12 protein-coding genes and 1 tRNA gene are annotated in these 14,650 nt (G+C 68.7%); 7 read left to right on the top strand and 6 right to left on the bottom strand.

The annotated features are described in order from the left end of the window. The 6 genes from F2B26_RS03380 to F2B26_RS03355 form a co-directional block, all read left to right on the top strand. Nucleotides 1-523, top strand: a 523-nt coding sequence (locus tag F2B26_RS03380) for an electron transfer flavoprotein subunit alpha/FixB family protein (RefSeq protein WP_201292590.1), incomplete at its 5' end; no start/stop codon positions are given. A 137-nt stretch (nt 524-660) separates the two neighbouring features. Further along, nucleotides 661-2,118 (top strand): FAD-dependent oxidoreductase, encoded by a 1,458-nt coding sequence (locus F2B26_RS03375; RefSeq protein ID WP_159806433.1) that lies wholly within the window; start codon nt 661-663, stop codon nt 2,116-2,118. Nucleotides 2,119-2,200: 82 nt separating this feature from the next. Then, nucleotides 2,201-3,499: an FAD-dependent oxidoreductase gene (locus F2B26_RS03370; protein WP_159806431.1), complete on the top strand. Its 1,299-nt coding sequence runs from the start codon at nt 2,201-2,203 to the stop codon at nt 3,497-3,499. Further along, the gene (locus F2B26_RS03365; RefSeq protein ID WP_159806429.1) at nt 3,499-3,789 is read left to right on the top strand and encodes a ferredoxin family protein; all 291 of its coding nucleotides are present in this window, start codon (nt 3,499-3,501) and stop codon (nt 3,787-3,789) included. Before F2B26_RS03370 ends, F2B26_RS03365 begins: the two co-directional genes overlap by 1 nt. A gap of 174 nt (nt 3,790-3,963) precedes the next feature. Beyond that, a tRNA-Met gene (locus tag F2B26_RS03360) sits at nt 3,964-4,037 on the top strand. A 392-nt stretch (nt 4,038-4,429) separates the two neighbouring features. Next, complete coding sequence (locus tag F2B26_RS03355; RefSeq protein WP_159806427.1) at nt 4,430-5,140, top strand: hypothetical protein; 711 nt, start codon at nt 4,430-4,432, stop codon at nt 5,138-5,140. 544 nt (nt 5,141-5,684) lie between these two features. Here the strand turns inward: F2B26_RS03355 and F2B26_RS03350 are convergent. From F2B26_RS03350 to F2B26_RS03325, 6 genes are all read right to left on the bottom strand, one after another. Beyond that, nucleotides 5,685-6,443, bottom strand: coding sequence for a DUF6339 family protein (locus tag F2B26_RS03350; protein ID WP_159806425.1), 759 nt, complete (start codon nt 6,441-6,443; stop codon nt 5,685-5,687). Next, nucleotides 6,440-7,354: a hypothetical protein gene (locus tag F2B26_RS03345; protein ID WP_159806423.1), complete on the bottom strand. Its 915-nt coding sequence runs from the start codon at nt 7,352-7,354 to the stop codon at nt 6,440-6,442. Before F2B26_RS03345 ends, F2B26_RS03350 begins: the two co-directional genes overlap by 4 nt. Continuing rightward, entirely contained in the window at nt 7,354-9,195 is a 1,842-nt protein-coding gene (locus F2B26_RS03340; RefSeq protein WP_159806421.1) for a hypothetical protein, read from the bottom strand. Before F2B26_RS03340 ends, F2B26_RS03345 begins: the two co-directional genes overlap by 1 nt. Further along, nucleotides 9,192-10,211 (bottom strand): PD-(D/E)XK motif protein, encoded by a 1,020-nt coding sequence (locus tag F2B26_RS03335; protein ID WP_159806419.1) that lies wholly within the window; start codon nt 10,209-10,211, stop codon nt 9,192-9,194. The genes F2B26_RS03340 and F2B26_RS03335 overlap by 4 nt, the downstream gene beginning before the upstream one ends. Next, nucleotides 10,204-12,813, bottom strand: coding sequence for a Z1 domain-containing protein (locus F2B26_RS03330; protein WP_159806417.1), 2,610 nt, complete (start codon nt 12,811-12,813; stop codon nt 10,204-10,206). The genes F2B26_RS03335 and F2B26_RS03330 overlap by 8 nt, the downstream gene beginning before the upstream one ends. A gap of 95 nt (nt 12,814-12,908) precedes the next feature. Then, entirely contained in the window at nt 12,909-13,325 is a 417-nt protein-coding gene (locus tag F2B26_RS03325; RefSeq protein WP_328698650.1) for a very short patch repair endonuclease, read from the bottom strand. A 59-nt stretch (nt 13,326-13,384) separates the two neighbouring features. On the opposite strand from F2B26_RS03325, the gene F2B26_RS03320 reads away from it, so the two are divergent. Continuing rightward, nucleotides 13,385-14,476, top strand: a complete 1,092-nt coding sequence (locus F2B26_RS03320) for a DNA cytosine methyltransferase (RefSeq protein WP_235929477.1) — start codon at nt 13,385-13,387, stop codon at nt 14,474-14,476. Nucleotides 14,477-14,650 lie beyond the last annotated feature (174 nt).

Below are 14,650 nucleotides of genomic sequence, written 5' to 3'. Positions count from 1 at the left end.
GTCGGTCCGCACGACGGAACCGGTCGTGGCGCTGCTCGCGACGGGCCTCGACGAGCCCGCGCCGTCGGCCCCGGTCGAGGTGAGCGCGGTGAGCGTGGACCAGGACGGCGGCGTCCGGCTGGTGGGCCTCGCCCCGGTGGAGCACACCGGGGGGCTGGCCGGTGCCGCGCGCGTGGTCTCCGTCGGGCGGGGTCTGCGCGCCCGGGACGACCTGGCGATGGTCGAGCAGCTCGCGCAGGCGCTCGGCGCCCAGGTCGGCTGCTCGATGCCGGTCGCCGACGACCTGGGCTGGGTGCCCAAGGACCACTACGTCGGCCGCTCCGGGCAGCAGATCAGCCCCCGGCTGTACCTGGCGCTGGGCATCTCCGGCGCCCCGCAGCACCTCGAGGGCATCCGCGGGGCGAAGGTCGTCGTCGCGGTCAACTCCGACCCGCAGGCGCCCGTCTTCCGCCGGGCGGACTACGGCGTCGTCGGGGACCTGTACGAGGTGGTCCCCGCGCTCATCGACGCGCTCGCGCCCTGACGCCCAGCCCCGCAACCGAGAGGCACCCCCACCGACCCCCGGTGCGGTCGGACCGCATCCGCGCTGGTCAACACCTTCGGGCCCACCAGGCCCGGCCCCAGGCTGCACCCACGCAACACATCGAGAGGAATGCACTCATGGCTGAACAGTTCGACGTCTCCTACGACATGGTGGTCGTCGGCGGCGGCGGCTCCGGTCTGTCCTGTGCGGTCCAGGCCGCCAAGGACGGGCTGACCGTCGCGGTGCTGGAGAAGAAGCCCGAGCTGGGCGGCAACACCGCCTTCGCCGAGGGCCACGCGGCCTTCGAGTCCGTCGAGCAGGACAAGCGCGGCATCACGGTCACCAAGGACCAGGCCTACCGCGCCCTGCTGGACTACTCGCACTGGAACGCCAAGCCCGCGCTCGTGGCCCGGTACGTCGAGAACGCCGACCAGACGGTGCTCAAGATGATCGAGGAGGGCGTCGTCTACCACGACGTCCTCGTCATGGAGTCCGACGAGGGCCTGCCGACCTGGCACATCCCCGAGGGGGAGATGTCGGGGCTGCTCGCGGTGCTCAAGGGCTCGATCCAGCGGCTCGGGGTCGAGGTGTTCCTGGAGACCCGCGCGACCTCGCTCATCACATCGGACTCGGGTGCGGTCATCGGCGTCGTGGCCACCGACAAGGACGGCGAGCAGGTGCGCATCGGCGCGGGCGCCGTGACCCTGGCCGGCGGCGGGTTCGGCTCGAACGCCGAGCTGCTGGCCAAGTACACCTCGTACAGCCACCCCGAGAAGATCTTCCCGTTCGGCAGCGACTGCGCCACCGGTGACGGCCTGCTCATGGCCGAGGCCGTCGGCGGGCACCCGTTCCACAAGATCGGCACCGCGCTGCTCGGCCCGCTCATGCGCGGCAAGACGATCATCTCGCACACCAACTGCGCCGGTCTGCAGCCGTACTACTGGGCCGACGCGGACGGCCGCCGGTTCTGCAACGAGATCGTCGCGCTCAACTTCGGGCACGCCGGCCAGACCATCGCCCAGCAGCCCGCGGGCTACACCTGGACGATCATCGACCAGGCCACCGTGCGCCACCTGGTCGAGGAGCGCTGCGAGATCGGCATGGGGATCTACATCGTCGCCGGTCAGAAGCTCGACACCCTGCCTGCTGAGCTGGAGGCCGATGTGGCCGCTGGGCTCACCGCGTTCAAGGGCGAGACGCTCGAGGAGCTCGCCGCCGCGATCGGGGTGGACCCGGTCGGGTTCGTCGGCGACATCGAGGAGTACAACCAGGCCTGCGCCACCGGCAAGGACACCAAGTTCGTCAAGCAGGAGCACCTGCGGCCGGTCGCCGAGGGCCCGTTCTACGCCCTCAAGATGGAGGCCGGGATCCTCGTGACCACCGGCGGCATCGACATCGACGAGTACATGCGCGTCATCGACGCCAAGGGCGAGCCGATCGTCGGCCTGTACGCGGTCGGCTGCGAGGCCGGTGGCCTGTACGGCGAGTCGTACTGCATGACGGTCAACGGGGCGTCGGCCGGGTTCGCGCTCACCTCCGGCTGGCTGGCCGCCGACCACGCGGCCGAGCTCATCAAGGCCGGGCAGAGCGCCTGAGCCCTCGGCTCGTACCGAACGAGGTGACGGCCGGACCGGTGCAGACCGGTCCGGCCGTCACCGGTGTCCCGAAGGAGGGTCAGTGGACGAGGACGACGTCTTCGACGTGGTGGTGGTGGGCGCGGGTGTCGCCGGGTGCGTGGCGGCCTACCAGCTGGCGGCCGCAGGCCGGTCGGTGGTGCTGGTCGACCGGGGGGTGACGCCCGGCTCGAAGAACCTGTCCGGCGGGGTGTTCTACTGCCGGGTGATGGAGCAGGTGTTCCCGGGGTTCGTGACGCAGGCACCGGTGGAGCGGCGGATCACGCGCAACGTCGTGTCGTTCCTCAACGCGACCTCCGCGGTGAACATCGACTACTGGGACACCCGGCTGGCCGATCCGGTCAACGCGGTCTCCGTGCTGCGCGCCAAGCTCGACCCGTGGCTGGCGGAGCGCTGCGAGGAGGCCGGGGTCTTCGTCATGCCCGGGGTGCGGGTCGACTCCCTGCTGCTCGACGGCGACCGGGTGGTCGGCGTCAAGGCCGGGGACGACGAGCTGCGGGCCAAGGTGGTGATCGCGGCCGACGGCGTCAACTCGTTCCTCGCCCGCTCGATCGGCATGCGCGCCGCCGAACCGACCAAGCACCTGGCGCTCGGGGTGAAGTCCGTCATCGGGCTGCCGCGCCAGGTCATCGAGGACAGGTTCGGTGTCACCGGCGACGAGGGCGTGGCGTACGCCGTCGTCGGCGCGGCGACGGCGGGCGTGGCCGGCGGCGGGTTCTGCTACACGAACACCGAGTCGGTCTCCATCGGTGTCGTCATGCGCCTGGACGACCTGGTGGCCCGCGGGCTGTCCTCGTCCGACGTGCACGACCAGTTCCTCGCGCACCCGGCGATGGCCCGGCTCATCGACGGGGGAGAGCTGCTGGAGTACGGCGCGCACCTCACCATCGAGGACGGGCCGGCGATGGTGCGCCAGGAGCTGGTGCGGCCGGGACTCGTGCTGGTCGGCGACGCGGGCGGGTTCACGCTCAACACCGGCATGACGATCCGCGGCATGGACCTGGCGGCCGGGTCGGCGCTCGCCGCCGCACGGGCCGTCGACGCCGCGCTCACGGCCGAGGACGTCTCGGCTGAGGGGCTGGGCCGGTACCGCACCGAGCTGGCGGCCTCGTTCGTCGGCGCCGACATGGCGACCTACGCCAAGGCCCCCGCGTTCCTCGAGCACCCGCAGATGTACGGGCAGGTCGGCGAGCTGGTGGCCGACGTCATGCACGGCGTCTTCGACCTGGACACCACGGCGCGCAAGCACCTGGTGCCCACCGCGCGCGCCGCGCTCAAGGACTCGCCGCTGACCCTGCGGACACTGGCCGGCCTCGCCGTCGGCGGGATGAGAGGACTGTGATGGTCAGGTTGGGAACCGTCCCCGAACGCCTCGCGGGCAACCACTACGAGCTCGACGAGGCCGAGTCGCACATCGAGGTCGACCAGGACGTGGTGCGCCGCACCGGCTGCGGGCCCACGCTCGTCGCGATCTGCTCCGCGCACGTCTACCGGCTCGAGGACGACGGCTCCGTCGGCGTCGAGTACGCGGCCTGCCTGGAGTGCGGGACGTGCCTGGCGGTTGCGCCGGCTGGCGCGGTGACGTGGCACTACCCGCGGGGCGGGTGCGGGGTGGCGTTCCGGGAGGGGTGAAGGGCGTCGGAGGTCGGGCTCGGGGCGGGCCGGCGGCGGTCTGTCCCGAGCCCGCCGAGGGGCGGCGGGCGGGCTCGCGACGATCTGCGATAGGCCCTCCGAGGGGCCCTGGGCGTGCCCGCAGCGGGGGCGATTTGGTCCCTCGGGTGGCGTCCCGTAAAGTAGTCCGAGCGACGCGGGGTGGAGCAGCTCGGTAGCTCGCTGGGCTCATAACCCAGAGGTCGCAGGTTCAAATCCTGCCCCCGCTACAAGTGAAGTGCAGGTCAGAGGCCCTTTCTCCCCGGTGGGAGAGAGGGCTTCTGACGTTCCGGTATGCAGACGGTATGCGTGCGCGCGCGGTGGCTGGACGTGGATGTGGAGCGACTGTCGTGGCCGAGGACGCGACTTGCCTGCCTCGATGCGAGACGACTGGGGTGTCGGGGCACCTAGCGGGCCCGCTCAGGAGACCGTGGCGTTGTACCGGAAGCCCCGACGACTCGTCGAATGCACCCCGCGGCGAGGTGAGTCCGTCGGGCCCGGCCAAGGCCGACTACGTCGCGGCGCGCGTCGGGCGTCGAGTCGCAACCGGAGCTTACCGACATGAGGACGCGTTGCGCCGAGGTAAGGGGGACGATGACGTGCTGGTCGTTTCGCAAGAGCAGTGGCGGTCGGTCAGGTCTTCTTCCACTCCGGATCTGTCGCCGCAATGGAGCCACCGTTCGAAAGATCTGCGGCGGCGGGCGTTTCGTACGTGTACGACTGCGGCACGTTGAGCGGCCATCACCTGATCGAGCGTGACGTCCGTGAATTGAAGCGCCGCAGGAACGGTTCCTCGGGCCATCTCGGCCGCCCTGACGTGGCCTTCATCTTGCACTTCGATGTGGACCACGTCAGTGGGATCGACCACCTCGATCGTGAGCTCTCCCCGTGTCGGTACGTCATACCCACCGTGTCGGCGGTCAAGCGGCTCCACCTGGCGGCCCAGTTCCTGGCCGCCCGTGACGAGATGCGACTGCCGGATGAGTACGCTGCGCTGCTCGCCGACCCAACGGCCTGGTTCGCTGGCCTCTCGAGTCGACCCGCGGTGATCGAAGTCTTGCTGGCTCCACCGTTCGAGGCTGGCGCGGATCAGGCCCCGAAGTCTCCGCGCACCTATCCCAGCGATGACGAGCCGAGCGAGCGGGACCCTGAGTCGCCCCTTGAGTCGAGGTTGGCCTCGGCCGGTGGCATTGCCAGTGGTGCGGTTGTGGGGCAGGTCGAGGCCGACGCAGGCGAGATGGCGTCGGGGGTCGCAAGCGGCGGTGAAGGCGACAGTCTGGATCTGGGTGGCGTACGTCATGCGGGCTGGCGGCTCACCCCTCGAGGCGTTTGAGCGGCGGCTGAGCCAGGCGATCGGGGGCTTCGATTCTGCCGCTCTGTCTAGACCGGACGCGGTGCTTCGCCTCGTTCGCGACCATTGGGGTCTGCTGCGAGCGCCCCGCAGGACCATTCCTGCGGCAACGAATGTCAAGGTGATGTACAGCCTGTCTACGATCCGCGATGTGCTTGTTCGCGCGCAGGGTGCCGTTCGTCCGCCCTCCGGGATCGAGTTCAGCGACCCAGTCGGGGTCGGGCTCCATGTGAGGTCGGGTGACCCCGTCTCGGCAGGCCGACCGTTGGTCAGCATGCGGATTGATAGTGACATGGCGAGCGGAGTCGTGAGCCAAGTTGTCGAGGCGATCACCGCGACTCTCGCGTTTCAGGATTGACGGCGACCACCCACGGGTGGCCGGGCTGGCGAACTTCGTGATGTCTGCCATTGTGCATCGCACCGGTGAGGTGAGACCCGCCGGGCGTGTCGGGACAACCTGCTCGCCTGCTTCGGTTCCCGGTTGATGAAGCCCTAGGCGGAGACCACCTCGATGCGGCAAGGAGGCTCACGCACCGCGAAGCGCTTGGTGTGAGGCGTCGAACTCCTCGCCTACAGTCCTGCTCAGTTCGAAGTCGTCCATCACCTCGAAGTCCATGAATGCCGAGAGCCGCAGCAACCTCTGGAGCGCGTCACGAAGCAGCGATCGATCAAGGTCGTTTTCCCGTCGGCTGGCCTCTCGCACGATGGCGCGCGCGAGACCGGGCGACGCCGCGAGCGAACGGCGTCGCGCCATCAACTGATCGATCGCCTCTTCGCCGAGTAGGTCGACCAGACGGTAGGGATCGGGCTGGTCCTCGTCCACTAGGACGGCAGCGCGCCACCAGAGGCGCGAGAAGGTGTTGCGTGTCAGGTCGGACCCATCGAACCGTTCTCTGGTGTAGCCGGGCTCTCGACTAGGGAAGCGCCATGCTGCGACGTGGGGTGCTACGACGAGTCCGAGGTATCCCCACACCGCCTTGGACGATGCCTCGCCTGGCACGATGTCAAGTTGTCGGTGGAGCCAGCGGGCGAGCGTCCTGTCGAACGCGATCAGGTCGTCGATTCGGTTGGTGTCGGGGTAGCCGAATTCGCGGGCACACGCCGTCAGTTCGGAACGCAGTGCGGCGAGTTCGTCGGGGCTGACACGGTCGCCGCCGGCGGCCGCAAAGACGTATCCGCTCTCCTGAAGGCCGAGCAGCTCGATTGCGTGCGGCGACAGACCAGCAAGAAGGGCGAACGCCTTGTCGACCTCGCTCGGCAGGAGGCGCGGGTACAGCCTGGTCAACCGAGATCCCTCCCGAGGAAGTGCAGTCGTTCCTGGAGGACGGCCCGCAATCGGGCCGGTTCGTTCTGGGCGTCGTAGCGCAGCCGTCCTAGTGCATCGGCGGCTTCCTCGCCCGGATGCGCATACCAGGTACGGATGAAGCGCGTCGCAAGTGCCGCCTTCGAGATCTCATCATCGGTCTCGCCGTCGGTCGTCGCGAAGTCGGGGTCGTCGGCCGCGAGCGACAACACCGTGTGGACGATGTCGAGAGCGAGGGCTTGCCACACGGCACTTGTGAACTCCCCGGCGAGGGTGCGCTCGAGTGCCGCCAGGACGCCCGGGTTGTCCTCGTTCAGCAACACGAGGAGGTGGCCCATGGCCGGTGCGTCCCATTCCCCTGTGCCTGCGGAGATGAACCATGCGCCCTTGGGGAGCGCGCTGCCTGCGAAGGAAGTCCGCGCAACTGGCAGGAGGCCCCCGCCGCCTTCGACTGCGAACAGGTCGCTCCGCCGCCACAGGATGCTGCCAGGTCGGCGCGCGACGAAAGTCTGCTGCCGTGGCGTGACGGAGCCGAGGGTGACCGTCGTCTCCAACTCGAGCGCGCCCGCGAGGTCGGCGCCGTCGATCCGGACCTCCGTCTCGACATCCGCGATCGCGGGAGAGCCGGCGGCAAGGCTCTCCATGTTCCCTCGGTGTCGGATCAACGAACCGGTGGCCCGGTATCGGCTACTGACGACCATTTCGTCTGCCATGGTCAGGCCCGCCTCTCGCCGCACGCGTGCGACGTCGATGGTCAGACGTCGTCGTGCCGCGAGCTGAGTCTGGTAGTCCCATCCCTGGTCGAGCCGTTCGCCGAGCGGGACACCGTCGACCACCCAGGGGCTGGCGAGGACGCTCTCGAATGCGGGAGTGCGGTACGGGAGAGCGCGCATCAGACGCTGCTCACGGTGAACTCGATCGCGGCGTCCTCGACTGGGCGGATGAGCAGGGTGCTCGAGCCTTCGGGCAGCTCCACGCGCGCGCCAGGGGCGAAGGTTCCGTCAGGAACGACCCAGCCGAGGACTTCTGGCCGGGCCGCCGCCGCAGGGCTCCGTTGCTCAGCGCCCTCAGCGGTGACAACTCGCACCGTAGCCTGCGCGAGGGTCGCCTCAGCGACGTCCACGACCTGCGTCAACAGGACCTCGCCTTCATGCACCCGGAATTCGGGTTCTCCGGTTGCGCGGATGCGAGCGCTCCGTCTGCCCGTCGCGGCTCCGCCGCCGGAAGGCCGTGACCCATCGTCTCCTCCGGGAGATCCGCCACGATCGGGGAACGGATCCACAGCGCCACCATCTTGGGTGACGGCGTCCATCAGGAATCCGAGCTGGCGGGACAACTGCCCGACGGAACCGGTCGAGTGGGAGCGCGCGGTCCGGACGATGCCTGCCACGTCGCTGCAGTACTCGGTGATCCGACGCCGAGCCACCCGGACGAATGAGCGATCCCAGCCATCGAGCTGGTCGGGCACCCAGTCGTCATGTGTCGGCGGCTCGGCGGCAGAGAACACGTGATCCATGGAGTCGTCGGCGCGGAAGACGGCGGCGTAGCCAAACGCGGGGTCCGGTCGAGGCGGGCCGGGTAGGTATCGCACGACCAGGTCTGGTGATCTCAGGAGAGCGGCGTGGTGGGGAGCGGCGTCAGTCGGCAGGCCGAGTTCGGCGGCGGCGGGCCCGGAGGACTCGGTGTGGACGACGGCCTCGTGCGCGATGTAGCCCAGGTCAGCCTTCGGGTTGCCGCAGGTGACGCGAGAGCCCCCGTCACCGCGGGACTTGCGGTATGCGCGGGCGAAAGCCCGAATCACCTCGTTGTTCGTTTCGTCGGGCACGTCGACGGGTGCTCCATCGACGGTCACGGTGATCGCCATCCGTTGGGTGCGTCCGTGCAAGGTGATTGGCCAGAGGTTGAGTGCCGCGGCGTCGGCGAGGAAGCGTCCTGCCTCGGCCCGCTCCATCTGTCGGTCCTCGTCGGCACCGGGCGTGCCGAGTTCGGGATCGAGCACCACGACCGTCGTGCCGGTGTCAGCGCCTGAGAACGCGGGAAGGCCGAGGGCCCTGGCGGTGGCCTCGGCCTGGTCGTCCTCGAGCGGCGTGCAGTGGTCCGTGCGCACCTGACCCCACCAGTGCCGGCCCGTCAGCGGTGGTTCGGTCTCGTCCCGCTGATGCAGCAATGCCGAGCCTATGAGCCGAACTCGTAGTCCGGTCTCGTCTCGGAACCGTGTATGGATGAGGATCACGCCGACTCGGCTGGCGAGGAAGAAGGCGCCCTTCCCGAAGCCATAGGTGCCGCCCCCGCCCTCGACGTCGCGTCGCTCGCCGCTGTTGAGGACGAACGACAGCCAGCCTCGCCCGCCGGGCGGGGCCGGCTCGTCAGACCGTACTGGCCCGCCGAGACCGGTGGCGTTCCGGTCGCTGATCGCGAGGTAGGTGAGGCTGTCCTGGTTGAGGTAGTCCGTCAGCGTCCGAAGCCGTGTTTCCTCGGCCGGCAGCTCGGGCGCACCGGGACCGAGCATCGTTCGCCACGCCGCTGCCGGGGTCCGATCGAGGTCCCCTAGGTCGATTTCAAGTTGCAGGTCGCCGGTCGGGAGGCGGGCGTCCCAGGAGTTCTGAGCGGCCTCCCTGACGAGGACAGTGAGTACCGAGAGCGAAGGCCGACCGAGCTGGTTCCGGAGCCCCTCGGCGGCGATGCCGCCGTCCGGGCGGAAGGGTTGGGACCACCAACCCGGCTGGGTTCTCACGTCCGCTCCACGAATCGTCGCAGGATGGCTGCGCGGTCGTCACGTGACGGTCGCAGGCCATCGAGGTCGACGCGGTAGTCCAGCGACACCACCCCCGTGGGTACGTGCCCGTTCGCGAACCGCGCTGGCACCACTGTGGGGAAGTCCGGCCCTACGGTGTACCAGCGCTCTTCGACGACCTTGATACGTACCGCCAGAGGCTCCGCGTCGAGATCGGGGATCGCTAGGCGGTCGAGCCTGGTGCGGACGTCACCTGCCGCGTTCGCTCGCTGTAGGCAGTCGCCGACGAGTTCGGACACAGTGTCCCCGTCGGGATGCGCTCGAAGGCGGAACCACCCGAGTGTGAGGTGTCCGCCAGACGGGGGCTCGAGCTGGTCCCAGCCGTGGACGGAGATCATCCGCGTCTCCGGCGAGAGTGTTGCCTTGATCTCCAGTGCCTCGCTTCCAAGGCGGAAGTCCTGAGCTTCGCCGAATGGTCCTGACCAGGAGGTGGTCGCCGACGGGTCCAGTTCGAGGAGGGATCGCAGGACCAGTAGTTCGGCGAACAGCCCGGCGACCCGGCCCGAAGACCACGTGAGTGGGGGTGTCTCGAGGAGTTCGCGCCACGCGTTGAGCTTCCTCGCCACGACGGTGCTCGGCTCGGGGGAGCCGATGACTGCGGCGGCCACGTCGGCTGCGAGGCCGGAGAAGACTCCGATGAGGTCGGGGCGGAGGCAGACCAGGTCCGCATAGCGCTGGAGTCCCCCGGCTCGCTCCAGCGTCCGCGGGGTGAGCTGTACGCCGGCGCTCCGCGAGTCCTCGAGTTCGACGGCCCTTGTCGGCAGGGGCACCAGGAGGTGGTGTCGTCCGTCGGAGTCGAGCGCCGCCAGGAGAGGGCGTCCACTCACGTGCAGCGGGTCCAGCTGGATGGCGTCCAGCCGTCGGTTCCCTCCGGCCTGTCGGTCGTGAAGGGTCGTCCAAGCGGAAGTCAGCTTGGCGCGGACCTGAGATGCGGGTGCGCCGGTCGCTTCAGTCATCGCTCGACTCGGCGTCCAGGTCAGAGGCCAGGTGTGCTGCAAGCTCGGTGTCGTCCTCGTCGGCTTCGTCGACTGCTGCCGGGAAGGCGTGCGCCAGATCAGCGGCGACGTAGGCATAGTCGACGGTCACGTCGCCGGCGGCCGGCTCGGGGAAGACGATGGCGGCTCCCCACACGACATCAACGGGCGCGGCGAGGGTCGGGCGTCCACGGCCGGTGTCAGAGACGGGGTCGATCGGGTACAGCATCACCAGGCCTGTCTCTGGTCGCTGCCAGGTTCGCAGGCGCGCCAGTTTCGCCCGGCTTGTGTCGTCGGTGGAGACCTGAAGGTCGATGCCCTCATCGCGGGACCCACTCAGGGTCTTGATATCGGCGACGGGTGCGTCCTGGTTGCCCGAGATCCGAGCGCGCCTGACGCATCCGATCGTGTGATGACCGACCACGGTCACGGCGCTGGGTGCATTCGACGGGTCAACGCCCATGACCGCGACGTCCCAACGAGCGAGCCCGCCGGCCGTGGAGCGCCTGGAGATGTACTCGAGGAGGAGCCCTCGGTCAGCCTCGGGGGACCGTTCGTGGAAGTGGTAGGCGCTGATGAACTGCGTGACGAGGTCCATGGGAACGCGCTCCCAGAGGTACTTGCCGCCGCCGACGGGCCGTCCTGCGCCATGGGCGTCCACAGCTTCCAGGAGGACGCCGACTGCCCGGGCGTTGTCGCGATGCCACCTCCGTGTCTCCTCGGAGGGGTCCGTGGGGAAGTACCGCGACTCGACGAGCTGGCCGCCGTATGCCGCTGCGGCGCGGACCGACGATGTCATCTTGGATGGCGCGGTCACGCGCATCTTCGGGTGGCACCTGATGCGGACGGCCAAGTCGAGCGGTGTCCGGTGCTCCACCAGGTACCGGTCGATCTCGCGTCGTATCTCCGCCTCGACCGTCGACAGGTGTGTGTACCACTCCTTGGTCTCGTCCGGCATCCACACCCGGGGCAGGTCACGGTAGTTGCGGCGATAGCCGAACCACCGGCCCATCTGGAGCAGGGTGTCGTAGACGTTGGCGCTGCGGACGAAGAAGCTGACGACGAGACCTTCCAAGGTCAGCCCCCGGGAGAGGGTGTTGCCGCCGATGGCGATCACCGTCACCGGGCCCTGGTCGTAGTCGAGGCGGTCCTGCGAGCGGTAGTGGTCCCGGATGACCCGCGTACTGGCGACGACGTCCTCCAGAACGCTCCGGATCTCAGCGAACCCGACAGGGCGCTCGCCCAGGTCGGCTGCCGGCACTCTCGCGATCTCTCGCTCCCAGAGGCTCTGCAACTCGCCCTCGAGCGTCGCGTCCCCCGCCCGGAGCTCGGCGAGAACCGTGTTCCTGAGCCGGCGCACGGGAGGGTCATAGGAGTCGTGGACGTGCGTATTGGAGTCGGCGTGGATGAGCATCGACGAGTGGCGCTCACCGTCGTCCCTGACGCGCCGCGCCGCGGTGGCCAGCCAGAACCACAAGATGGCCTCGCGGAGCGACGGCGTGACGACGGGCACGAAGCCTGCGACTCCTGATCGTGATGCGGGACGCAGATCGCCGAGCTCGTCCACGGGTACCTGCCGGATCATGTCGAGACCCGCGGGAACCTCGCTCGGGTCCTCCCCGTCGATCGGTTCCCTGCCGAAGAGGGTCTCCGGTCCTTGGTACTGGGCGTCTCGGCTGAGGCTCAGGATGAAGTCCCTTGGGTAGAAGTCGCGCTCGTCGCCGGGATCGATCAGTAGGTTGGCGAAGGGCGTGGCTGTGTACCCGACGTAGCAGACCTTGGGCAGCACATCGATCAGCTTCGCGATCAAGGGGTTGATCGTCTTGGTTGCGACCGTGGCCTGGTCGGCCTCGTCGTCGATGATCAGCGTGGGTACGCCGAGGTAGGCGTCGGCGCTCCTCAGCCAGCGATGGAGTTTGCGCAGCACGACAGAGTTCTTCTTGACGACCAGCAGAACGCGCTGCTCCTTGCCAGCAAGGAATGATGACGCGTTCGGAGGGGGCACGAAGTCGTGGTCGGGTGTGGTGATCTGGTGCCACACCCCTTGGTTCGGTTCAACTAGGTCCTTGACGAGCCGCAGTTGGGTCTGGCGTCGGAGTGCGTTGTGAACGCCGGAGAGAACGATGAAGACCTTGTACCCGGCGTCGGCCGCCTTGGCGATCACGGCAGTGAAGTTCGAAGTCTTCCCCGACTGGACGTGCCCCACGACCAGACCCTTGGACTTGAATGCGGCGCTGTTCGGGTCGTCGAGCATCGCGACGACCTTGCTGGACGCTGCGTCGATGCGCCCCGTCGCCTCCTCACCCAGGCCGTCCTCCAGCGACTGCCGAAGGGGCGGCCAGAAGCGGTCGTGCTTGCGCGGGCCGCCGTACCACGGCGTTCGGTCCTCGCGACCGATCCCCGAGGGATCCCGCAGTTCGATGGTGGCGGCCTTCTCGGCGTCGAAACGCTCGATGAACGCCCGGACGACTCCTTCGTCGCCGATCACCAGTTTGAGGTACTCCTCGACCTCATCCGCTGGTTGCATCCGGGCCGCCTTGATGATCGCCTCGTATCGATCGTCATCCAGGCTGTTGACTGACACGAGCGAGCCCCCTCGGCATCGGTCGCCCGTGATTCGGCTCTTGTGGGCGGCGCGAGACGATCGTGCCATCCCGGTGGACGCGCGGAGGCGGAGAGTCAGCGCGTGTTGCGATCTCGAACCGCATACTGCACCCGATCCGCAGCCTGCTGCGCACCCTCGTGCTCCCAGACGCGAATGACCGTCCATCCGGCGTCCGCGAGGCGGTCATCGGTATCGCGGTCGCGCTCCATGTTCCGGTCGAGTTTTGCGCTCCACCATGCCGCATTGCTAGACGGCCGGGTCCCGTGATCGGGGCACCCGTGCCAGAAGCAGCCGTCAACGAAGACCGCAACGCGTGCCCGGCTGAACAGGAGATCCGCGCGTCGGCGTGGCATACCCGGCAGCGGGTGGTCCACCCGGAACCGAAGGCCGCGACGGTGCAACTCGCGGCGGAGCAGGATCTCGGGGGCGGTGTCACGGCGTCGCTGCCGCGACATCCGGGCCGCGATGGCCGGCGTGGCGGCGCGGACCACGTCACCTGTGCTCGGTACGGTGGGGTGTTGTGGGGCACCTGTCTGCATCGACCGACATCGTGTCGCAAGGCGCCGCAGGTGTCGAGCGGCTCACGGTTCTCGACCTGTTCGCCGGAGCCGGTGGCATCAGCGCTGGGTTCGCGCAGACGAAGGGGTTCCGGACCGTCCAGGCCGTTGAGATGGACGTAGCGGCTGCGGCTACGTACGCCTCGAACCACCCCGAAGCTGCCGTCTATGTAGGGCCGATTCAGGACTGGCTTATCGACCGCGACATCCCTGAGGTTGACGTCATCGTCGGCGGCCCGCCGTGCCAGGGCTTCTCGACCCTCGGCAAGCAGGACGTGGAGGACGAGCGCAACGTCCTGTGGCGTGAGTACGCCGAGACAATCACCAAGGCGAGACCCAAATGGTTCGTCGTCGAGAACGTCGCCGCTTTTCTGAAGTCCCCTCAGTACGAGGCACTCGTCGCCGAGACTCGCCCGGACGGTCTGTTGGCGGACTACTCCGTGCAGGCCCGTGTTCTCAACGCCGCGGACTTCGGCGCCCATCAAGCGAGGCGCAGGGCGGTGATCATCGGCCACCACCGCGACCTCCCCTTCCCTGGATGGCCGACCGCGGGATTCAGCGGACGGCATCGCACGGTCCAGCAAGCCCTAGACGGCGTGCCCACCGCCTGGGACGCGGACGACCTTCCCGACAAGGCCACCGACTTCCGCGGCTTCACACTGCCCGGCGTTTTCCGCACGACCGACCTACATGTCGGCCGCCGCTACACCAACCTCTCGCTGCAGCGGTTCGCGCACATCCCGCCGGGCGGGAACCGGTTCGACATCCCGGAGCACCTGCTCGCTCCGTGCTGGGTGAACCACCGGAGTGGGTCTGCCGACGTCATGGGCCGGCTCCGATGGGACCGGCCGTCGGTCACCATCCGGACCGAGTTCTTCAAGCCTGAGAAGGGCCGGTACCTGCACCCGTCGGCGAATCGGGCGATCACTCACTTCGAGGCAGCGTTGCTGCAGGGTTTCCCGCGCGACTATCAGTGGGTCGGCTCGAAGGTTGCCATCGCGAGGCAGATCGGCAACGCCGTACCCATCGCTCTTGCAGAGGTGCTCGGGCTACAGCTGCTCGGGGCCGCTCGGGGCCAGTCCTGATCGCACCGCCCACCCAGGCCGCGTGACTACCCGCTGTCACCTATCCGTGCAGCAGACCCGGACTCTGGCACAACTTCAACGGTCGGTGTATGAGTCCCGGGTCGCGTCGCCCTCGAACGGAGCATCGCGGTGGCCGTGCGACGCCGCTGCGCGGCGGTGCACGCAGGGGCGCCC

Source organism: Cellulomonas citrea (genome assembly GCF_009829685.1).
GTDB lineage: Bacteria > Actinomycetota > Actinomycetes > Actinomycetales > Cellulomonadaceae > Cellulomonas > Cellulomonas citrea.
The sequence above is the reverse complement of the archived record's forward strand: the minus strand, read 5'-3'. Positions and strand labels throughout refer to the sequence as shown.